Source organism: Thermomonas sp. S9 (assembly GCF_024704365.1).
Taxonomy (GTDB): Bacteria; Pseudomonadota; Gammaproteobacteria; order Xanthomonadales; family Xanthomonadaceae; genus Thermomonas.
In genome coordinates this window covers 2,102,072-2,122,585 of record NZ_JAJDFY010000001.1, presented here as the reverse complement: position 1 = coordinate 2,122,585, position 20,514 = coordinate 2,102,072, and the positions used below count along the sequence as shown (strand labels likewise).

At 68.5% G+C, this 20,514-nt stretch carries 18 protein-coding genes and 5 pseudogenes; 17 read left to right on the top strand and 6 right to left on the bottom strand.

Annotated elements, in window-relative coordinates; genetic code table 11:
• Window positions 1-5 precede the first annotated feature (5 nt).
• Entirely contained in the window at window positions 6-1,400 is a 1,395-nt protein-coding gene (gene miaB / locus LJB71_RS10535; RefSeq protein WP_259304150.1) for a tRNA (N6-isopentenyl adenosine(37)-C2)-methylthiotransferase MiaB, read from the bottom strand.
• A gap of 125 nt (window positions 1,401-1,525) precedes the next feature.
• On the opposite strand from miaB, the gene LJB71_RS10530 reads away from it, so the two are divergent.
• The 6 genes and pseudogenes from LJB71_RS10530 (at window position 1,526) to LJB71_RS10505 (ending at window position 6,441) form a co-directional block, all read left to right on the top strand.
• Entirely contained in the window at window positions 1,526-2,461 is a 936-nt protein-coding gene (locus LJB71_RS10530) for a transglycosylase SLT domain-containing protein (RefSeq protein ID WP_259304149.1), read from the top strand.
• A gap of 89 nt (window positions 2,462-2,550) precedes the next feature.
• A complete protein-coding gene (gene petA, locus LJB71_RS10525) occupies window positions 2,551-3,147 on the top strand; it encodes a ubiquinol-cytochrome c reductase iron-sulfur subunit (protein ID WP_259304148.1) in 597 nt (198 codons plus the stop codon).
• 3 nt (window positions 3,148-3,150) lie between these two features.
• A complete protein-coding gene (locus tag LJB71_RS10520; protein ID WP_259304147.1) occupies window positions 3,151-4,422 on the top strand; it encodes a cytochrome bc complex cytochrome b subunit in 1,272 nt (423 codons plus the stop codon).
• Window positions 4,415-5,176 (top strand): cytochrome c1, encoded by a 762-nt coding sequence (locus LJB71_RS10515; protein WP_259304146.1) that lies wholly within the window; start codon window positions 4,415-4,417, stop codon window positions 5,174-5,176. Before LJB71_RS10520 ends, LJB71_RS10515 begins: the two co-directional genes overlap by 8 nt.
• Before the next feature lie 115 nt (window positions 5,177-5,291).
• Window positions 5,292-5,900, top strand: a pseudogene (locus LJB71_RS10510) (glutathione S-transferase N-terminal domain-containing protein); the annotation flags it as partial.
• Between the two features lie 28 nt (window positions 5,901-5,928).
• The gene (locus tag LJB71_RS10505) at window positions 5,929-6,441 is read left to right on the top strand and encodes a ClpXP protease specificity-enhancing factor (RefSeq protein ID WP_310649446.1); all 513 of its coding nucleotides are present in this window, start codon (window positions 5,929-5,931) and stop codon (window positions 6,439-6,441) included.
• Between the two features lie 63 nt (window positions 6,442-6,504).
• Here LJB71_RS10505 and LJB71_RS10500 read toward each other — a convergent pair.
• From LJB71_RS10500 to LJB71_RS10490, 3 genes and pseudogenes are all read right to left on the bottom strand, one after another.
• A pseudogene (locus LJB71_RS10500) lies at window positions 6,505-6,842 on the bottom strand (DUF3301 domain-containing protein).
• Between the two features lie 12 nt (window positions 6,843-6,854).
• Window positions 6,855-7,716 (bottom strand): annotated as a pseudogene (gene nadC / locus LJB71_RS10495) (carboxylating nicotinate-nucleotide diphosphorylase); the annotation flags it as partial.
• Window positions 7,713-7,982: a Trm112 family protein gene (locus tag LJB71_RS10490; protein WP_259304145.1), complete on the bottom strand. Its 270-nt coding sequence runs from the start codon at window positions 7,980-7,982 to the stop codon at window positions 7,713-7,715. The pseudogene nadC and the gene LJB71_RS10490, both read right to left, overlap by 4 nt.
• A gap of 70 nt (window positions 7,983-8,052) precedes the next feature.
• Between LJB71_RS10490 and purE the strand changes: the two genes are divergently transcribed.
• On the top strand, window positions 8,053-8,559 hold the full coding sequence (purE, locus tag LJB71_RS10485) for a 5-(carboxyamino)imidazole ribonucleotide mutase (RefSeq protein ID WP_259304144.1): 507 nt from the start codon (window positions 8,053-8,055) through the stop codon (window positions 8,557-8,559).
• A 14-nt stretch (window positions 8,560-8,573) separates the two neighbouring features.
• Window positions 8,574-9,716 (top strand): 5-(carboxyamino)imidazole ribonucleotide synthase, encoded by a 1,143-nt coding sequence (locus tag LJB71_RS10480; protein ID WP_259304797.1) that lies wholly within the window; start codon window positions 8,574-8,576, stop codon window positions 9,714-9,716.
• Between the two features lie 82 nt (window positions 9,717-9,798).
• Here LJB71_RS10480 and LJB71_RS10475 read toward each other — a convergent pair.
• Window positions 9,799-10,376, bottom strand: a pseudogene (locus LJB71_RS10475) (Fe-Mn family superoxide dismutase).
• Window positions 10,377-10,516: 140 nt separating this feature from the next.
• On the opposite strand from LJB71_RS10475, the gene grxD reads away from it, so the two are divergent.
• From grxD to ppnN, 5 genes and pseudogenes are all read left to right on the top strand, one after another.
• Window positions 10,517-10,837 carry a Grx4 family monothiol glutaredoxin gene (gene grxD / locus LJB71_RS10470; RefSeq protein WP_259304796.1) on the top strand — a complete coding sequence of 107 codons (321 nt, stop codon included), beginning with the start codon at window positions 10,517-10,519 and terminating at the stop codon, window positions 10,835-10,837.
• Window positions 10,838-10,839: 2 nt separating this feature from the next.
• A pseudogene (locus LJB71_RS10465) lies at window positions 10,840-11,388 on the top strand (SDR family NAD(P)-dependent oxidoreductase); the annotation flags it as partial.
• A 171-nt stretch (window positions 11,389-11,559) separates the two neighbouring features.
• A complete protein-coding gene (locus LJB71_RS10460) occupies window positions 11,560-12,153 on the top strand; it encodes a YhgN family NAAT transporter (protein ID WP_259304143.1) in 594 nt (197 codons plus the stop codon).
• A 216-nt stretch (window positions 12,154-12,369) separates the two neighbouring features.
• Window positions 12,370-15,714, top strand: a complete 3,345-nt coding sequence (locus LJB71_RS10455; RefSeq protein ID WP_259304142.1) for a TonB-dependent receptor — start codon at window positions 12,370-12,372, stop codon at window positions 15,712-15,714.
• 128 nt (window positions 15,715-15,842) lie between these two features.
• A complete protein-coding gene (ppnN, locus tag LJB71_RS10450) occupies window positions 15,843-17,246 on the top strand; it encodes a nucleotide 5'-monophosphate nucleosidase PpnN (RefSeq protein ID WP_259304795.1) in 1,404 nt (467 codons plus the stop codon).
• A 43-nt stretch (window positions 17,247-17,289) separates the two neighbouring features.
• On the opposite strand, the gene LJB71_RS10445 is transcribed toward ppnN, so the two are convergent.
• Window positions 17,290-18,294 carry a histidine kinase gene (locus LJB71_RS10445; RefSeq protein ID WP_259304141.1) on the bottom strand — a complete coding sequence of 335 codons (1,005 nt, stop codon included), beginning with the start codon at window positions 18,292-18,294 and terminating at the stop codon, window positions 17,290-17,292.
• A gap of 107 nt (window positions 18,295-18,401) precedes the next feature.
• Here LJB71_RS10445 and LJB71_RS10440 point away from each other — a divergent pair, with 107 nt between their 5' ends.
• The 4 genes from LJB71_RS10440 (at window position 18,402) to LJB71_RS10425 (ending at window position 20,505) form a co-directional block, all read left to right on the top strand.
• Window positions 18,402-19,118 carry a pseudouridine synthase gene (locus LJB71_RS10440; RefSeq protein ID WP_259304140.1) on the top strand — a complete coding sequence of 239 codons (717 nt, stop codon included), beginning with the start codon at window positions 18,402-18,404 and terminating at the stop codon, window positions 19,116-19,118.
• Between the two features lie 233 nt (window positions 19,119-19,351).
• Window positions 19,352-19,561, top strand: a complete 210-nt coding sequence (locus LJB71_RS10435) for a cold-shock protein (protein WP_072755265.1) — start codon at window positions 19,352-19,354, stop codon at window positions 19,559-19,561.
• Between the two features lie 106 nt (window positions 19,562-19,667).
• Window positions 19,668-20,240 carry a DUF4163 domain-containing protein gene (locus LJB71_RS10430; RefSeq protein WP_259304139.1) on the top strand — a complete coding sequence of 191 codons (573 nt, stop codon included), beginning with the start codon at window positions 19,668-19,670 and terminating at the stop codon, window positions 20,238-20,240.
• On the top strand, window positions 20,197-20,505 hold the full coding sequence (locus tag LJB71_RS10425) for an RsiV family protein (protein ID WP_259304138.1): 309 nt from the start codon (window positions 20,197-20,199) through the stop codon (window positions 20,503-20,505). Before LJB71_RS10430 ends, LJB71_RS10425 begins: the two co-directional genes overlap by 44 nt.
• Window positions 20,506-20,514 lie beyond the last annotated feature (9 nt).

The window sequence follows — 20,514 nt, the reverse complement described above, 5'->3', positions numbered from 1 at the left end:
CCGGCTCAGGCCGCGTCGCGGGTCAGCACCCGCCCGCGCAGTGAATTGGACAGCGCCTCGGTGATGAGCACGTCCACGAACTGGCCGACCAGTCGCTTCGGCGCCGGGAAGTTCACCGAGCGCATGTTCTCGGTCTTGCCGGTCAACTCGTCCGGATTCTTCTTCGATGGGCCTTCCACCAGTACCGTCTGCACGCGGCCCACCATCGCCCGCGAGATGCCCGCCGCGTGCGCGGTGATGTGCTTCTGCAGGCGGTCCAGCCGGGCGTGCTTCTCCTCGCGGCTGGTGGTGTCCTCGAGGTCGGCGGCCGGGGTGCCGGGGCGGCGCGAATAGATGAAGGAGAAGCTCTGGTCGAAGCCCACGTCCTCGATCAGCTTCATGGTCTTCTCGAAATCGGCGGCGGTCTCGCCGGGGAAGCCGACGATGAAGTCCGAGCTGATCGAGATGTCCGGGCGCACCGCGCGCAGCTTGCGGATCTTCTGCTTGAACTCCAGCGCGGTGTAGCCGCGCTTCATCGCGGCCAGGATGCGGTCGCTGCCGGATTGCACCGGCAGGTGCAGGTAATTGGCCAGCTTGGGCACGTCGCGGTAGGCCTCGATCAGCGAGTCGCTGAACTCCAGCGGGTGCGAGGTGGTGAAGCGGATGCGGCCGATGCCGTCGATTTCGGCGATCGCGCGGATCAGCAGCGCCAGGTCGGCGGTGGCGCCATCCTCACCCAGCGCGCCGCGGTAGGCGTTCACGTTCTGCCCCAGCAGGTTGACTTCACGCACGCCCTGGGCGGCCAGCTCGGCCACCTCGGTCAGCACCGACTCGAACGGGCGGCTGATTTCCTCGCCGCGGGTGTAGGGCACCACGCAGTAGGTGCAGTACTTGGAGCAGCCCTCCATGATCGAGACGAAGGCGGTGGGGCCTTCCGCGCGCGGTTCCGGCAGGCGGTCGAACTTCTCGATTTCGGGAAAGCTGATGTCCACCTGCGGCGCGTCCTGCTCGCGGCGGGCGCGGATCAGCTCCGGCAGCCGGTGCAGGGTCTGCGGGCCGAACACCAGGTCAACAAAAGGTGCGCGCTCCAGGATCGCGGCGCCCTCCTGGCTGGCCACGCAGCCGCCGACGCCGATGATGACCGGGCGGCCGCCCTGCTTGAGCTGCTTCCAGCGGCCCAGCTGGCTGAACACTTTTTCCTGCGCTTTTTCTCGGATCGAGCAGGTATTGATCAGGATCACGTCGGCTTCATCGGCGTTCGTGGTCAGCTGCATGCCCTCTTCGGCACGCAGCACATCGGCCATCCGCGCCGAGTCGTACTCGTTCATCTGGCAGCCGTGGGTCTGGATGAACAGCTTCGGGCCGGTGCCGGCGGCGGGTGCGGCAGGTGGCGGGGCGGGCAGGGGGGGCAGGTCGGTCATGGCGGGCTCCGGGGCGCGGCGATGAGTCCGGGCCGGATGGGGGTGGGGCGGCCATTCTAGCGGCAGGGGCCGGTCGTGGGCGCGGACGCTTGCCAAGCGCGGCGCGCGGGGCGAGACTCCGCCGCATGAGGGGACGGGCGGCCATCTTGCTGCTGCTGCTGGCGCCGGGGGCGCCGGCGCTGGCGGGGAATGTCTATCGCTGCGTGGGCGGCGATGGCGCGGTGAGCTACGTCAACAAGCGTCCCCCGGGCGCGCAGTGCCGCCTGCTCGGCAGCTACCGTCCGGGCGCGTCACGGGCCCCGGCGCGCGCGCCGTCCGCAACGCCTGCAACCGCGCCGCCGCTGGCCGAGGTGGCGCGCCCGCCGGGTGCGCGGCCCTCTGTCCCGGCTTCCACGGTATCGGCAGCGCCTCCGCCCGCGGCGACACCCGCGTCGGTCCCGGGGCCGCGGCTGGTGCGCGGGCAGGTGTACAGCTATGTCGGCAAGGACGGTGTGCGCACCTACACCAGCGCGCGCCCGGTCGGGGTGCCGATGTCCGCCGTCCGCACCATCCAATACTCTTATATGGAGCGCTGCTACGCCTGCGGCGCGCTGCCGGGGGTGGACTTCCGCGCGGTGCGCCTCAACACCACCGCCTACAGCGACGAAATCGCCGCCGCCGCGCGCGAGTCGGGAGTGGAGGAGGCGGTCGTGCGCGCCATCATCCATGCCGAATCCGCGTTCAATCCCAATGCGATCTCGCGGGTCGGGGCCCAGGGCCTGATGCAGCTGATGCCGGCCACCGCCCGCCGGTTCGGGGTGCTGGATGCCTTCGACGCCGGCCAGAACATCCGCGGCGGGGTGCAGTACCTGGCCTGGCTGCTGAAGCGGTTCAACGGCAACCTGGCCCTGGCCGCGGCCGGCTACAACGCCGGCGAGGGCGCGGTGGACAAGTACGGCGGGGTGCCGCCCTACGGCGAAACCCAGCGCTACGTGCAGCGGGTGGGGGTGCTGGCGGAGCGCTACCGCGGGGCCCTGGCGGGCGCGGGAGCGCCGTTGCGGGGCGGATTGTCGGCGCGTTAAGCGTTCATATACACTTCAGTGTCTTTTTTGGTTGACGGCCTTTGGGCTGCCAGCCAGGGGCATATCCAGTTTTCTTTACGGAGTGCGGGATGGCGAACGAAGAGGTCAACACCGGGCGACGCCGGTTCCTCACCGCGACGACCGCGGTGGTGGGGGCGGTGGGTGCCGGGTTCGCGGCGGTGCCGTTCATCAAGTCCTGGAACCCCAGCGCGCGTGCGCGCTTTGCCGGGGCTCCGGTCAGCCAGGACATCGGCGCGCTGGAGGACGGCCAGCAGCTGGTCCTGAACTGGCGCGGCCAGCCGATCTATATCGCCAAGCGCTCCAAGGCCATGCTCGCGACCCTGCCGGAGATGGATCCGCTGGTGGCCGACCCGCACTCGGATGCGTCCACCCAGCCGGCCTACGCCAAGAACGAAACCCGTTCGATCAAGCCCGAGATCGCGGTGCTGGTGGGCGTCTGCACCCACCTGGGCTGTGCGCCGGAGTTCAAGCCCGAGGTCAAGCCCGAGCCGTTCGATCCGGACTGGAAGGGCGGCTATTTCTGCCCCTGCCACAAGTCCCGCTATGACCTGGCCGGGCGTGTGTTCAAGGCGCAGCCGGCGCCGCTGAACCTGCCGGTGCCGCCCTATCACTTCGAAGGCGACAACATCGTCGTCATCGGCGTCGGTCCGAAGGGAGCTGCGTAAGCCATGGCGAACATCCTCACCCGCACCGCCGACGGCCTGATGGACTGGATCAATGCGCGCGCGCCCGGCTTGATGCCGGCGTACCGCAAGCACATGAGCGAATACTACGCGCCGAAGAACTTCAACATCTGGTACATCTTCGGCGTGCTGTCGATCGTGGTGCTGGCCAACCAGATCCTGACCGGCATCTTCCTGACCATGCAGTACAAGCCCAGCGCCGCCGAGGCGTTCGACTCCGTCGAGTACATCATGCGCGACGTGGAGTGGGGCTGGCTGATCCGCTACATGCACAGCACCGGCGCCTCGCTGTTCTTCATCGTCATCTATCTGCACATGTTCCGCGGGCTGATGTACGGCAGCTACCGCAAACCGCGCGAACTGGTGTGGCTGCTGGGCATGGTGATCTACCTGGTGCTGATGGCCGAGGCCTTCATGGGCTACGTGCTGCCCTGGGGCCAGATGTCCTACTGGGGCGCCAAGGTGATCATCTCGCTGTTCGGCGCGATCCCGGTGATCGGCGGCGGGCTGACCGAGTGGATCATGGGCGATTTCAATCCGGGCGATGCCACCCTGAACCGCTTCTTCGCGCTGCACGTGATCGCGCTGCCGCTGGTCCTGCTGCTGCTGGTGGTGCTGCACATCTTCGCGCTGCACGAGGTCGGCTCGAACAACCCGGACGGCGTCGAGATCAAGAAGGGCCCCAAGGGCAACCGCTGGTCGGAGACCGCGCCGGCGGACGGCATCCCGTTCCATCCGTACTACACGGTCAAGGACCTGTTCTACGTCGGTTGCTTCCTCATCATCGCGGCGTTCATCATCTTCTTTGCGCCGACCTTCGGGGGCTGGTTCCTGGAGCATGACAACTTCACCGAGGCCAACCCGCTGGTGACCCCGGCGCACATCAAGCCGGTGTGGTACTTCACCCCCTACTACGCGATGCTGCGGGTGGTGCCCTCGTTCTTCGGCATCAAGCTGTGGGGCGTGCTGGTGATGTTCGGCGCGATCGTGTGCCTGTTCCTGGTGCCGTGGCTGGACAGGTCGCCGGTCAAGTCCTACCGCTACCGTGGTTGGCTCAGCTGGGCCATGCTGCTGATGTTTGCGGTCTGCTTCCTGTGGCTGGCCAAGATCGGCGCGGGTCCCGGCACGGATCCGGTGGAGACCATCATCGGCCGCGTGCTGACCTTCCTCTATTTCGCTTTTTTCATCACCATGCCGGTGTGGTCCAAGCTGGACAAGACCAGGCCGGTGCCGGAACGGGTGACGATGCATGACTGATTTCTCCGACAACAAGCGCGGCCTGCTGGCGCGCGCGGCCCTGTTCGCGGCTGGCCTGCTGCTGTCCGCCACTGCCTTCGCCAGCGAAGGCGGCGATCTCCAGCAGTCGGGCGTCGACCTCAACGACAAGGCATCGCTGCAGCGCGGTGCGGCCCTGTTCATGAACTACTGCAGCGGCTGCCACTCGCTCAAATACGTGCGCTATGCACGCATCGGCGAGGACCTGGGCCTGACCGAAGACCAGGTGATGCAGAACCTGAACTTCAGCGGCGGCAAGATCGGCGACCACGTGCTGTCGGCGATGCCGCCGGAACTGGCCAAGGCCGCCTTCGGCAAGGTCCCGCCGGATCTGTCGCTGATCGCGCGCGTGCGCGGCAGCGACTGGATCTACACCTACCTCAAGTCCTTCTACGTGGACGAAAGCCGCCCGGTGGGCTGGAACAACACCCTGTTCCCGAATGCCTCGATGCCGAACCCGCTGTGGGAGCTGCAGGGCATCCAGCAGCCGGTGTACGGCAAGAAGACTGAAGGCGGTGAGCTTCCGGTGGAGGGCTTCACCATCAGCCAGGCCGGTACCCAGACCCCGGCGCAGTTCGACCGCACCGTGCGCGACATCACCGCGTTCCTCGAGTACGCCGGCGAGCCGGTCGCGCTGAAGCGCCAGAGCGTGGGCGTCTGGGCGGTGCTGTTCCTGGTGTTTTTCGCCCTGATGGCGTGGCTGTTGAAGCATGAATACTGGCGGGACGTTCACTGACGCGGCGCCAGTGGCAGGGACGCCCGCCGCAGGGAACGACGCTTGACGGCTGTCCGCAGCGTGCGGGTGGCGCAGGTGCGTCCGGCATCGGCCGGGCGTGGGAGTGATCCTGATGATGGCTGTGAGTCCGCGCATGCGAAACGCCTTGACCCTGTTTTCCGCTGTCGATGACGTGCTGTGCCACCGCGTGCGCCTGGTGCTGGCGGCGAAGGGCGTGGCCTACGACCTGATCCCGGTGGACCCGCAGAACCCGCCCGAGGACCTGATCGACCTCAATCCCTACCACTCGGTGCCGACCCTGGTGGAGCGCGACCTGGTGCTGTACGCCGCCAGCGTGGTCAGCGAATATCTCGACGAGCGCTACCCGCACCCGCCGCTGATGCCGGTGGACCCGCTGTCGCGGGCGCGCCTGCGCCTGGCCATGCTGCGCATCGAGCACGACTGGGTGCCGCAGGTGCAGGCCATCCAGCTCGGCAGCAAGCAGCAGGCCGAAGCCGGGCGCAAGCGCCTGAAGGAGCTGCTGACCGCCGCGCTGCCGCTGTTCAAGGCCAGCAAGTTCTTCCTCAACGGCGAGATGAGCCTGGCCGACTGCGCGATGGCCCCGATCATCTGGCGGCTGGACGCCCTGGGCATCCCGCTGCCGAAGGACGGCAAGGCGATCGAGGACTACGGCAACCGCATCTTCCGCAATCCCGGCTTCGAGCGCAGCCTGACGCCGCAGGAAAGCAGCTGCGCGCGCTTCCTGCCTGAGCATGGAGAAGCAGCCCCCGATGCCGGTGATGAGCTCGCAGCGCCCCTATCTGCTGCGCGCGCTGTACGAATGGATCGCCGACAACGACATGACCCCGCACGTGCTGGTGGATGCGCGCGTGCCGGGCGTGCGGGTGCCGCCGCACACGGTCAAGGACGGGCAGGTGGTGCTGAACATCGCCGCGCGCGCGGTGGGACATCTGCAGATGGACAACGACGCGCTGCGGTTCTCGGCGCGCTTCGGCGGCGTCAGCCACAACGTGGTGGTGCCGCTGCCGGCGGTGATCGCCATCTACGCGCGCGAAACCGGCCAGGGCATGGCGTTGCCGCAGGATCTGTTGCCGCCTGCGGCGGCGCAAGAGGCGGACGCGGAGCACGAGGGTCTGGGCGCCCTGCACGCCGATTATGATCCCGAAGTGGTCGATGAGTCCGAATCCGATGCGGAGGCGACTTCGGGCGATGGCGACGACGACCGCCCGCCGCCGCGTCGTGGCCACCTGCGCATCGTGAAGTAGGCAAGCGCCGCGCGCTTCGCGGCCGGGCTTGCGCCGCCGCAGGCGCCCCGGTGGGGTGCGCCTTCAGTCCGAGGGCAGCGTGCGCACCACCGCCTGCGCGGCGCGGGTCGGGCCGCTGAAGCGCACCAGTTTGCCGCCCAGCAGCACGATCTGCCCCACGTGGCGGTCCTGCCCGTCTTCGGAGTATTCGAAGCGGAAGCTGCGTTCCAGCCCCAGCCAGCCGTCCTCGCGCCGGCGCAGGCGGATGCCGGCGGCGTGTACCGACTGGTCCAGCCATTGCACCCCGGCCGCCGCGCAGGCGTCGCGGCCGATTTCGGCGGCGCGCTCGGCGGCCGCGCGGGACGCCGTGAAAAGAAGAAGCCGGCGGCGCCGACGAGCATCAGGACGAGCAGGGTGGGCATCGCGTCAAGCTGGGGGCGGGGGCCGAGTTTCAACGAGAAATCGATGGCGTGGACGTGCTTGGTGAGGCCGCCGATCGAGATGCAGTCCACCCCGTCCTCGGCGATCGCGCGCAGGCTGGCCATGTCCACCCCGCCCGAGACCTCCAGCGGGATGCGTCCGTGGTAGGGCGCGCCCTTGGCGATCCGCACCGCCTCGCGGCGGGTTGCGGCGTCGAAATCGTCGATCAGGATACGGGTGCAGCCGGTGCCCAGCGCCTGCCGCAGTTCGTCCAGCGTCTCGACTTCCACGATCAGCGGCAGCGCCGGGTGCAGCGCGCGCGCGCGCGATGGCCGCGGCCACCGAGCCGAAGGCGCGGATGTGGTTCTCCTTGAGCATCACTGCGTCGTACAGCGCCATGCGGTGGTTCGTGCCGCCGCCGACCCGCACCGCGTACTTCTGCGCCACGCGCAGGCCCGGCAGGGTCTTGCGGGTGTCGAGGATGGCCGCGCCGGTGCCACGCACCGCGTCCACGTGGCGCGCGGTGGTGGTGGCGGTGCCGCTGAGCGTCTGCAGGAAATTGAGCGAGGCGCGCTCGGCGCTGACCAGCGCGCGGCGGTGGCCCTGCAGGGTGGCGATGACGGTGCCCTTGGCGATGCGGTCGCCTTCCGCGCAGCGCCAGTCGATGCGCACGGCGGGATCCAGCGCGCGGTGGCAGGCGTCGAACCACGGCCGCCCGGCCACCACGCAGTCCTCCTTGCACAGCAGGTAGGCCTCGTCCGCGGCATCGTCCAGCAGCAGGGCAGTGGCGTCGCCGGGGCCGATGTCCTCGGCCAGCGCGGCGGCCACGTTGGCCGCCACCACGGCCGCATCGGGCGGCGCGACCGGCGCGCTCATGCCGCGGGGAATCCGTCCGCCTGCGCGGTGGCGATCGCCTCCTCCACCAGCAGCACCGGGATGCCGTCGTCGATGCGGTAGGCGGTCTTGCGGTCGCGGGTCACCAGCGCCTCGCGCAGCGGCTCGCGCTGGGGCGTGCCGTCGCTGCGCGTCACCTGGCCGGCGGCGATCGCGCGGTTGAGCGCGTCCAGCCCGTCGGCTTCCAGCAGCGACAGCGGTTGACGGGTGGCCGGGCAGGCGAGGAGATCGAGCAGCTTGCGGTCCATCGGCGAAAGGCAATGGTGGACGGGGGCCGTTAGAATACGTCTTTACGCGCTTACGCGATCGGGAATGGTCATGCCTGCCGTCAACACCGCCGCCCCGCTGGTCGGCATCGTCATGGGCTCGCGCTCGGACTGGGACACCATGCAGCACGCCGCCGCGCGGCTGGAGGCGCTGGGCGTGCCGCACGAGGTGAAGGTGGTGTCCGCGCACCGCACGCCGGACGTGCTGTTCTCCTACGCCGAGGGCGCGGCCGCACGTGGCCTGCGCGCGATCATCGCCGGCGCCGGCGGTGCCGCGCACCTGCCGGGCATGTTGGCGGCCAAGACCGCGCTGCCGGTGCTGGGCGTGCCGGTGCAAAGCAAGGCGCTGAACGGGATGGATTCGCTGCTGTCGATCGTGCAGATGCCGGCCGGTATTCCCGTGGCCACCTTCGCCATCGGCCATGCCGGCGCCGCCAATGCCGCGCTGTTCGCGGCGGCGATGCTGGCCGCCGAGTTTCCCGCCATCGGCGCGGCGCTGGCCGCCTTCCGCGCCAAGCAGACCGAGGACGTCGTGAACAACGACGACCCGCGCGCATGAGCGGTGAGGCCGCGATGACCACCGTCGGTATCCTCGGCGGCGGCCAGCTGGCGCGCATGCTGGCCCTGGCCGGCGCGCCGCTGGGCCTGCGCTTCCTCGTCCTCGACAGCGCCAGCGACGCCTGCGCCGGGCAGTTCGCGCCGATGGTGGTGGGCGATTACACCGACCGCGCCGCGCTGGAGGAGTTCGCCTCGCGGATCGACGTGGCGACCTTCGATTTCGAGAACGTGCCGGCCGAGTCCGCGGAGTGGCTCACCGGCAAGGTGCCGGTGTTCCCGACCCCGCGCGCGCTCGCCACCGCGCAGGACCGGCTGGCCGAGAAGACCCTGTTCCGCGAGCTGGGCATCCCGGTGCCGCCGTTCGCGGACGTGCCCGACCGCGCCGCGCTGGACGCCGCGGTGGCCGCGCTCGGCACGCCCTGCATCCTCAAGACGCGCCGGCTGGGCTACGACGGCAAGGGCCAGTTCCGCATCAAGACCCCGGCCGACGTGGAGGCTGCCTGGGACGCGCTGGGCGCGCAGGCGGCGAAGGTGGGGCTGATCCTCGAAGGCTTCGTCGCCTTCCAGCGCGAGCTGTCGGTGGTGGCCGTGCGCGGCCGCGACGGCGAGTTCCGCGCCTGGCCGCTGACCGAGAACTGGCATGTCGATGGCGTGCTCTCGGCCAGCCTGGCGCCCGCGCCGGTGGACGGCGCGCAGCGCGATACCGCCTTGTCCCATGCGCGCAAGCTGGCCGAGGCGCTGGACTACGTCGGCGTGTTCGCGCTGGAGCTGTTCTGCCGCGACGGCGAGCTGCTGGCCAACGAGATGGCGCCGCGCGTGCACAACTCCGGGCACTGGACCATCGAGGGCAGCGAGACCAGCCAGTTCCAGAACCACCTGCGCGCGGTGCTGGGCCTGCCGCTGGGCGATACCCGCATGGTCGGTCATGCCTGCATGCTCAACTGGATCGGCGCGATGCCAGACGCCGGCCCGGTGCTGCGCGAGGCGGGCGGCCACTGGCACGATTACGGCAAGCAGCCGCGCGCGGGCCGCAAGGTCGGCCACGCCACCCTGCGCGCCGAGCACCCGGCGGCGCTGGCGGCATCGCTGCGGCGTGTCGGTGAGGCGCTGGGCCGGCAGGCGCAGGTGGCCCCGGTGGTCGCACGGCTGACGGCGTGAGGCCGTCACGCCGTAGGGAATCGCGCAAACGCAAACGGCCGGGTCGCCCCGGCCGTTTCTACACATGGAATGCCTGGACGGCTTACTTCATCTGGGCCGCCACGAAATCCCAGTTCACCAGGTTCCAGAACGCGTCCATGTACTTCGGGCGGGCATTGCGGTAGTCGATGTAATAGGCGTGCTCCCACACGTCGCAGGTGAGCAGCGGGGTGTCCTCGCCGGTCAGCGGAGTGGCCGCGTTGGAGGTGCTGACCAGCGCCAGCGCGCCGTCCGGGCGCTGCACCAGCCAGGCCCAGCCGGAACCGAAGGTGCCGATAGCGGTCTTGGTAAAGGCCTCCTTGAACGCGGCGAAGCTGCCGAACGCGGCGTTGATCGCCTCGGCCAGCTTGCCGGTGGGTTCGCCGCCGCCGGCCGGCTTCAGGCAGTTCCAGTAGAAGCTGTGGTTCCACACCTGCGCTGCGTTGTTGAACATGCCGCCCTGCGACTTGCGGATGATGTCCTCCAGCGGCATGTCCGCAAACTCGGTGCCGGCGATCATGCCGTTGAGGTTGGTGACGTAGGCCTGGTGGTGCTTGCCGTAGTGGTAGTCGATGGTCTCGGCCGAGATGTGCGGCCGAGCGCGGTGCGGTCGTAGGGCAGGGCGGGCAGTTCGATGGCCACGGCGGACTCCTGGGGGTTGGGTGGGGCGCGGCCACGGCCGCGCGAACGACTTACAATGGCACATTGTATCCGCCGCGCCCGTTGCCGAGAGGTGAAACCGGCAGGCCGCACCGTTGCAGGAGTTCACCCGCATGTCGTCCATGTCCGTGGAAGAGCGCATCCGCGCGATCATCGAAAATCATCCCATCGTGCTGTTCATGAAGGGCACCCCGCAGTTCCCGATGTGCGGGTTCTCCAGCCGCGCGGTGCAGGCGCTGAAGGCGGCCGGCGCCACCGACCTGCATGCCGTGAACGTGCTGGAGGAGCCGGAGATTCGCGCCAATCTGCCGCGCTATTCCGACTGGCCGACCTTCCCGCAGCTGTTCATCAACGGCGAGCTGATCGGCGGTTGCGACATCACCGTGGAGTTGGCCGAATCCGGCGAGCTGGCGCGGCTGGTGGCCGACGCGCGGAAGGCCTGAGCGTGCCGGGCGCGCTGCAGGATCGCATCGTCCTGGTGAGTGGCGCCGCCGGCGGGCTGGGCGCCGCCGCGGCCGTGGCCTGCGCCGGGGCCGGGGCGACCGTGGTCCTGCTCGGGCGTCGGATTGCCGCGCTCAACCGCGTGTATGACGCGGTGCGGGCGGCCGGGCCGGAGCCCGCGCTGTATCCGCTGGATCTGGAAGGCGCCTCGCCCGACGATTACGACCAGCTGGCGCAGACCCTGGAGCGCGAGTTCGGCCGGCTCGACGGGTTGCTGCACTGCGCCGCCGAGTTCAAGGGGCTGACACCACTGCTGCATACCGATCCGGCCGATTTCGCGCGCGCCCTCCATGTCGATCTGACCGCCCGCTGGTGGCTGACCCAGGCCTGCCTGCCGCTGCTGGCGAAGGCCGATGCCGGGGCGGCGGTCTTCGTGCTGGACGACCCGGCGCGCACCAGCGGCGCCTTCTGGGGCGGATATGGCCTGGCGCAGGCCGGGCAGGCGGCATTGATCGGCATGCTGCAGGCCGAACTGGGCGAGGCCGGGCCGCGCATCAGCGGGCTGCGCCCGGGGCCGCTGCGCACCGGTCTGCGGGCGCGCGCCTACCAGGCCAATGCCGATCGCGAAGCGCGTCCGCCCGCCGAGTCACGCCGCCGCCTGCGTGGAGCTGCTGTCCCCGGCCGGCGCGGCTTGGCGCGGGCGGGTGCGCGAGGTGGCCGCGGCATGACCGTCCTTTCCGCCGCCGTCCTGCTGTTCTTCATCCTGGACCCGCTGGGCAACATCCCGGTCCTGCTCAGCCTGTTCAAGGGCGTGCCGGCGGAGCGCCAGCGCAGGGTCCTGCTGCGCGAGCTGCTGATCGCGCTCATCGTGCTGATGTTGTTCCTGTGGGGCGGCCAGTACGCGCTGGAGCTGATGCACCTGCGTCAGGAGTCGGTGTCGATCGCCGGCGGCATCGTGCTGTTCCTGATCGGCTTGCGGATGATCTTCCCGACCGCGGACGGGGTGATGGGCGAGGTGCCGGGCGGCGAGCCCTTCATCGTGCCGCTGGCGATCCCGATGATCGCCGGCCCCTCCGGGATGGCGGCGGTCATGCTGCTGGGCAGCCAGGAGCCGGGCCGGATGGGCGACTGGATGCTGGCCCTGACCCTGGCCTGGGGGGCCACCGCCATCATCCTGTTTTTCGCCACCTGGCTGAAGAAGCTGCTGGGCACCCGCGCGCTGACCGCGCTGGAGCGCCTGATGGGCATGGTGATCGTCGCGCTGTCGGTGCAGATGTTCCTGGACGGGATTTCCAGCTACCTGCGCGCCGCGGCCTGAGGGGCTGGTGATGGGGGAAGGATGACAGGCGCATGGGCCTGTCATGGCGGCGTCATAACGGGCCCTTAGCATGTTAAACTTTGGTGATCCCGGACGCCGCAGTACGGCACCCGGGAACCCCACCAAGACGGGCCGGTGACCGCAGGGAGCGGGCGCGCCGGTGCCTGTGCCGATTCGTCTGCTGTCTTTTTCTTACAACCGTTTAGAGGTCATACCATGAACCACCTGAACCGCGTCCGGCTGTCGAAGCTGTCGCTGGGCCTGATGGTCGCGCTCGCCGCGGCTCCCGTGTTCGCGCAGAGCACCTCGTCCGGCCTCGCCGGCCAGGTGACCGGCGCCAACGGCCAGCCCGTGGCCGGCGCCGAGGTCACCATCGTGCACGTGGAATCCGGCACGGTCAGCCGCGCCACCACCGACGCCAACGGCCGCTACAACGCCCGCGGCCTGCGCGTGGGCGGCCCGTACAAGATCACCATCAGCAAGCCGGGCGAGGGCACCAAGACCGAGGATGGGGTGTATCTGGAGCTGAACCAGGTCAGTACCGTCAATGCCTCGCTGGCGCCGGTGTCGAAGGATCTGGACAAGGTGGTCGTGGTGGGCGATGCGAGCAGCTACCTGTTCGACCCCAACAACCGTGGCATCAGCACCTCGATCAGCGGTCGCCAGCTGGAGACCGCGGTCAGCGGCAACCGTTCGCTGGACGACATCGCGCGCCTGGATCCGCGCGTCACCGTCACTGACCAGAACGACGGCTCGATCTCGGTCAGCGGCCAGAACAACCGCTACAACAGCATCAGTGTGGACGGCCTGTCGGTGAACGACCCGTTCGGCCTGAACGCCAACGGCCTGGGCTTCACCGGCTCGCCGATCTCGCCGGATACGATCGCTGCGTATGACATCAAGATCACCGGCTTCGACGTCACCAACGATTCCGTCGGTGCCAGCATCAACGCCGTCACCAAGTCCGGTACCAATCAGTTCCATGGCTCGCTGTACTACGCGCTGACCGATGCCAGCAGCATGGTGGGCCGTCGCGGCGGCCCTGCCTACAAGGGCTTCGACAAGAACGAGACCACCGGCTTCACTTTCGGCGGCCCGATCATCAAGGACAAGCTGTTCTTCTTCACTTCTTTCGAGGAGCAGAAGATCAGCGGCCTGGCCGGCGTGGGAACCGATGCCGTCACCAGCGGCAAGCTGACGACGCAGCAGGTGGCCGACGTGGCCGCGGCGTTCGATGCCATCGGCCTCAAGGTGGGCACTTACGGCGACGTCGCCGCGGCGCTGGACAACAAGCGCACCCTGGCCAAGCTGGACTGGAACATCAACGACAACCACCGCGCCAGCTTCACCTTCCAGCGCACCGACGAGAAGCGGCCCACCCCGTACAGCTCGTATGCGCGCGACTACATCGCCATCCTGCCCAGCAACTGGTACACCATCGCCAACAAGACCGACAACTACTCGGTGCAGCTGTTCAGCGACTGGACCGAGAACTTCAGCACCGAGTTGAAGCTGGGCTACCAGCACTATCAGGCCAACAACGGCGCGGCGATCAACCAGCCCGAGGTCTATGCCTGCTTCACCGCCACCGCCAGCCAGTGCAGCAATGCGTCCAATTCCAGCGCGGTCAGCGGCTCCGCGCCGCGCGTGATCGGTGGCGAGGATCGTTTCCGCCACGAGAACTCGATCGACAGCAAGCGCATCAGCGGTACCTTCTCCGGCACCTATTACGCCGGCGACCACGTGATCAAGGGTGGCGTGGACTTCCTGAGCAACAAGGTGGCCAACGTGTTCGGCCAGCTGCTGCACGGGTCCTACAGCTTCTACGACAAGAACAACAACGGCTCGGTGGTCGACGAGATCCTGGCCAAGGACTACTACTCGTTCGTCAAGAACTACCTGCCGACCGGCGTGACCCTGGCCGACAGTGCCGGCACCTGGAAGTACACCCAGATCAGTCCGTTCCTGCAGGACACCTGGCAGGTGACCGACAACCTGTCGCTGGTGTTCGGCGTGCGTATCAACATCCCGAAGGCCGACCACGCGCCGCCGGTTGCGGTGGAGAGCAGCACCAACACCGCGCCGGGCGCCACCCCGGGCGCGCCGGTGTGGGAGAGCCGCTTCGGCTATCCCAGCAACACCACGCTCGGATCGAAGAACAAGGTGATCGAGCCGCGCTTCGCGTTCAACTACACCTTCCCGACCGAGAACAGGATGCAGCTGCGCGGTGGCGCCGGCCTGTTCCAGACCGTGCCGCCCTACGTGTGGATGACCAACCCGTACACCAACAACGGCGTGGTCTCGTCCAAGCAGTACAGCGGCACCAATCCGAGCGCGGACCCGTTCAGCCCGGACCCGAACAACCAGCCGGGCCCGACCGCGGTGGCTTCCGGGGTGTGCGCGACCAATGCGGTCTGCCAGATCGACGTGGTGGACCCGAACTTCAAGCTGCCCACGGCCTGGAAGTTCAGCCTGGGCTTCGATGCCGAGTTGCCCTGGCTGTGGGGCATCACCGCCAGCCTCGACTACCAGCACCTCCAGGCCAAGGACGCGATCAATTACCTGATTCCGAACGTGGGCGTGCCCAATGGGGCGTTGCCGGATGGGCGTGATTCCTACTGGAAGACCTATCCGAACTCCAGCACCACGTCGATCGGCTCGGGCACCAACAACGGCGCCTACGCCGAGATCAACACCCGTTCGACCCTGCTGACCAACACCGACAAGGGTCATACCGACTCGCTGACCCTGACCCTGTCGAAGGTGATGGACAACGGCTTCCGCGGCAGCTTCAGCATCACCCAGACCCGCAGCACCGAGGTCATGCCGGGCACCGCCTCGCAGGCGTTCTCGAACTACAACTACGTGGCGCGGGTGAACCCGAACGATTCGGTCGAGGCGACCTCGCGCTTCGAGGTTCCGCTGTCGGTCAAGGCGTCGCTGAACTGGGACCATGCCTTCTTCGGTGACTACAAGACCACGATCTCGGTGTACTACAACGGTCGCAGCGGCCTGCCGTACAGCTGGACTTTCGGTAACGACGTGAACGGCGATGGCATCAGCAACGTCGACCTGGCGTATATCCCGACCCTGAACGATCCCAAGGTCACCTACAAGCCGGGGACCACCCAGGCGCAGATCGATGCGTTCCAGGCGCTCATCAGCAGCGATCCGTACCTGAACTCCCGTCGTGGCCAGATCGCAGAACGCAACAAGTCGCACCAGCCCTGGATCAACCAGCTCGACGTGGGCTTCCAGCAGGAGCTGCCCGGCTTCTTCAAGGGCAACAAGTTCGTGGTGCGCCTAGACGTCTACAACTTCCTGAACCTGCTCAACAAGAACTGGGGCCAGCAGAATGGCCTGGGCTTCTTCGGCACCCGTCGCCTGGCCTATGTCACCGACGTCACCGGCACCTGCCCGACCAACTGCCAGTACGTGTACGACATTGGTACCCCGACCAGCCCCGCCTGGCAGAGCTTCGGCGTGTATGACACCTACTCGAACCCGGCGCGCGTGATCTCGCGCTGGCAGGCCCTGCTGACCATCAAGTACAAGTTCTGATCCCGCGATCTGGACTGTGCGCCATGCAGACGCCCGGGGGCCTCCCGGGCGTCTTTTTTTGTGCGCCTCGCCCCGCGTCCGGGCGCCGGCAACTGCGCTAAAGTGGCCGCATGAACGACAAGCACTACATGAACATCCATTCCGATCCCAGCAATGCCGCCACTGCAGCGGCGTCCACCCTTCCCACCGTTTCCACCCACATCTATCCACGCGGCGGCCTCGATGTCCTCAGTCGCGAGGAAGTGGCGCGCCTGCGCGATGCATCCTCCGGCGGCCTGCACGACCTGCTGCGCCGCTGCGCGCTGGCGGTGCTGACCTCGGGCAGCGCCTCCGACGACCCGCGCGCCGCGCAGGAGCTGTATCCGGAGTTCGACATCCAGGTGCGGCAGCAGGACCGCGGCGTGCGCATCGAGCTGACCCACGCCCCGGCGATGGCGTTCGTGGACGGCCAGATCATCGCGGGCGTGGCCGAGCTGCTGTTCGCGGTGGTGCGCGACATCGCCTTCACGGCGATCGACCTCAATGGCGACTGCCAGCCGCAGACGTCGGCCGACATCACCGACGCGGTGTTCCGCCTGCTGCGCAACGCGCGCGTGCTGCAACCGGGCGACCCGAATCTGGTGGTGTGCTGGGGCGGCCACTCGATCGGCCAGGAGGAATACAAGTACACCAAGCAGGTCGGCTACGAGTTGGGCTTGCGCGGGCTGGACATCTGCACCGGGTGCGGCCCGGGTGCGATGAAGGGGCCGATGAAAGGCGCCACCATCGCGCATGCCAAGCAGCGTCGCCGGCGCAGCCGTTACATCGGCATCACCGAGCCGGGGATCATCGCGGCCGAATCGCCCAACCCGATCGTCAACCACCTGGTGATCATGCCGGACATCGAAAAACGCCTGGAGGCATTCGTTCGGATTGGGCACGGCATCATCGTGTTCCCTGGCGGCGTCGGCACCTGCGAGGAAATCCTGTACCTGCTCGGCATCCTGCTGCGCGAGGAAAATGCCAACCTGCATTTCCCGCTGATCCTCACCGGCCCCACCGGCGCGGCGCCGTATTTCGAGCAGATCGACAAATTCATCCGCCTGACCCTGGGCGATGCCGCGGCGGCGCGCTACGAGATCATCATCGCCGATCCGGCGCTGGTCGCCAGGCGCATGGAGGCGGGCATCCGCAAGGTGAAGGAGCAGCGCATCGCCCAGCAGGATTCGTTCTTCTTCAACTGGGGGCTGCACGTGCCGCTGGCGTTCCAGCAGCCGTTCGTCCCGACCCATGCGCTGATGGCGGGGCTGGACCTGCACCACGGGCGCAAGCCGCACGCGCTGGCGGCCGACCTGCGGCGCGCGTTCTCCGGGATCGTGGCCGGCAACGTGAAGGAGGACGGCATGCGCCGGATCGAGGCGCACGGGCCGTTCGAAATCCACGGCGATGCCGACATCATGCAGGCGCTGGACGCGCTGCTGCGCGCCTTCGTCCAGCAGCGGCGGATGAAGATCGCCGGCGACTACCAGCCCTGCTACAGGGTGGTGGCCTGATCCGCCGCCGTCCTCGCGACCACCGCCGCACTGCGGCGGTGGCTCAGGCCGGCAGGCGCATGCGCGCGACGTAGCGTCCGTCTTCGATCCCGGCGTCCACCCGGCCGCGGTCCGCGGTCATCGCCTGCACCCGCTCGCGCGCGGAGGCAAGCCCGACCGCATGTCCGCGCGGGCCGCTTTCGCCGTCAGGACGGTCGTTGGCGATGCGGATTTCGATCCAGCCGCCGTCGATCCGCACCTGCACCTCGACCCGGCCGCCCTGCGGCAGGCGCTCGATGCCGTGGCGGATCGCGTTCTCGGCCAGCGGCTGGATCGACAGCGACGGCACCTGCACCGCCGGCAGCGGTGCCGGTACCTGCCAATCCAGCTGCAGCCGCGGGCCGAGGCGCAGGGCCTCGATGTCCAGGTAGCGCCGGGTCAGCGCCAGCTCCTCCGCCAGCGGGATCTCTTGCGGTCCGCGCAGGGCGCAGCGGAACAGGTCGGCCAGATCCAGCAGCACGCGTTCGGCCGCGTCCGGCTGCGCGTGCACCAGCGCCGCGCCGGTGTTGAGCGTGTTGAACAGGAAGTGCGGGTGGATGCGTGCCTGCAGGGCTTCCAGTTCCAGCTGTTTCGCACGCACCGCCCACTGCCGCGAACGCCAGTAGTTCTGGTAGCTGAGCAGCCCGATCAGGCCCACCACCAGCGCCAGCCCCAGCATGCGCAAGATGAAGCCGGTGCGCGTGCCTTCGGCGTTGGCGGTCATCACAAGTACGCTCCAGGCCGCCGCGGCGACCAGCAGGCTCATCAGCAGGAACAGGGCCAGGCAGGCCCACGCCAGCCGCGGCGGCGGCAGGCGCCCCAACGGCCGCCGCAGCAAATAAAGCGCGCACAGCGTCCCCAGGGCCACCCACTGGATGCCGAGCGAGGCCAGCCCGAAGTGGACCAGGCGCTCGCCACCGTGGGTGGGCGCGAGTGCGAGGATGGCGGCCAGGGCTTCGCCGCCCAGCACCACGCCCATCAGGGCGGGCGGGCGCCACAGCGCGGCCAGTGGGTCGGCGGCGGCATTCATGGTGGTGACGGTAGCGATTCCCGCACGATGATGCGGCGAGGGTAGCGGCGATGGCGGGTGCGCGGAAGGGGCGGGCGCGCCGCCCGCTGCCAGTAGAATGCCGCCCCATGCGCCTGAACCGTCATATCGCCGACACCGGCTTCTGCTCCCGCCGCGAGGCCGACCGCCTGATCGCCGAGGGGCGCGTCACCGTCAATGGCCTGCGCGCCCGCATCGGCGCGGAGCTGGGAGCGGGCGACGAGGTGCGCATCGACGGCAACCTGCTGGCCGCGCGCACCGCCGCCGCGGGCAAGCGCCGGCACGTCTATATCGCGCTGAACAAGCCGGTGGGCATCACCTGCACTACCGAGACCGACGTGAAGGGCAACATCGTCGATTTCGTCGGCCACGAGCAGCGCATCTTCCCGATCGGGCGGCTGGACAAGGACTCGGAAGGGTTGATCCTGCTGACCAGCAACGGCGACATCGTCAACCGCATCCTGCGTGCCGAGAACAAGCTGGAGAAGGAATACCTGGTGGCGGTGAACCACCCGGTGACCGATGAGTTCCTGCGCGGGATGGCGCGCGGCGGGGTGCCGGTGCACGGGGTGCCCACGCTGCCCTGCAAGACCGGCAAGCTGGGGCGGTTCGGGTTCCGGATCGTGCTGGTGCAGGGCCTGAACCGGCAGATCCGGCTGATGGCGGCGCATTTCGGCTACCGCGTGAAGCAACTGCACCGGGCCCGGATCGGCAACGTCAGGCTGGGCCATCTCAAGCCGGGCCAGTGGCGCAACCTGACCGACGCCGAGCTGCGCGGCCTGCTGCCCGGGCATGCCGACTGGTGAGCGCCGGGCAGTCGCGGCGCCCGCGCGCGAAAAAAACTTGCCCGGGTTGCACATTTGTCGTCAAAAACAGGTTAATGTGCGCTCACTGTTTCAAGCGGGATCACGGTACATCGTGACCCGATGCGGTAGATCCGTTGCGATCCGCTACATCGTGTGCGTTACCCCTTGCTCGACAGTCGCGGTTGGCTTGCCTGCCGTGTTTCCATTTCTAACTGTTATCCAGGAGTAGCAACATGTCGGATCGTCAGACCGGTACCGTCAAGTGGTTCAACGACGCCAAGGGCTTCGGCTTCATCACCCCGGAATCCGGCCCGGACGTCTTCGTCCACTTCCGCTCGATCGTGGGCACCGGCTTCAAGTCCCTGCAGGAAGGCCAGAAGGTCTCCTTCAAGGTCGTGCAGGGCCAGAAGGGCCTGCAGGCCGACGAAGTGCAGGCGCTGTAAGCCGCCCGCGCATCGCGCAGAAAAGCCCGGCGCAAGCCGGGCTTTTTCTTCGGCGCGACATGCCAGAATCTGCGCAAATCCACGCCCTGTCCATCGCCTCGTGCCCATGCGTCCCTGTTGTCTGCATCTCGTCCGCACCGCGCTCGTGGCCAGCCTCGCGCTGGTGGGGGCGGTCGGTTGCCAGCGCGGCCGCGAGGCGGAGGTCCCTGTTTCCGTGCCGCCTGCGCCCGCAGAACCGGTTGCCGAGGCCGGGCCGCCCGCGCTGAAGGATGTCACCGAAACCACGCCGGCCTACATCATCGGCATCAGCTATCCGCAGGCGGCGGTGCGCTATCCGCCGCTGGCGCGCGCGCTGCAGGATTACGCCGCGGCGGTGCAGGATCAGCTGATGCAGGCGGTGGGCGAACTGAAGGGGCGCAAGCCCGCGGTCCCGTACGACCTCAGCCTGCAGTTCAGCATGGTCGCGGAGACGCCGCGGGTGGTGGCGGTGGCCGCGACCGGCAGCAGCTACCTCGGCGGGGCCCACGGCGTGCCGCTGGAGCAGCGCTTCGTCTGGCTTGCCGCAACTGCAGCAGATGCTCGCGGCCGAGCAGCTGATCCCGGAAGCGGCCAACTGGGTGCCGGTGTCCGACTATGTGCGCGCACAGCTGAAGGCGCGGGTGCAGCGCGATCTCGATGACGACCATCTGGAGTCCGACGTGTACGCCGAGCAGCTGCAGATGCGCGGCGGCATGATCGACGAGGGCACCGCACCCAAGCCCGCGCATTTCGCACGGTTCGAGCCGGTGATGAATGCCGATGGCAGCATCCGTGCCCTGCGCTTCGTGTTCCCGCCCTACCAGGTGGCCCCATACGTGGAGGGTACCCAGACCGTGGACGTGCCGGCCAAGATAGTGCTGCCGCTGGTGGCCCCGGCCTACCGGCCGCTGTTCCGCGCGGGCTGAGCGGCACGC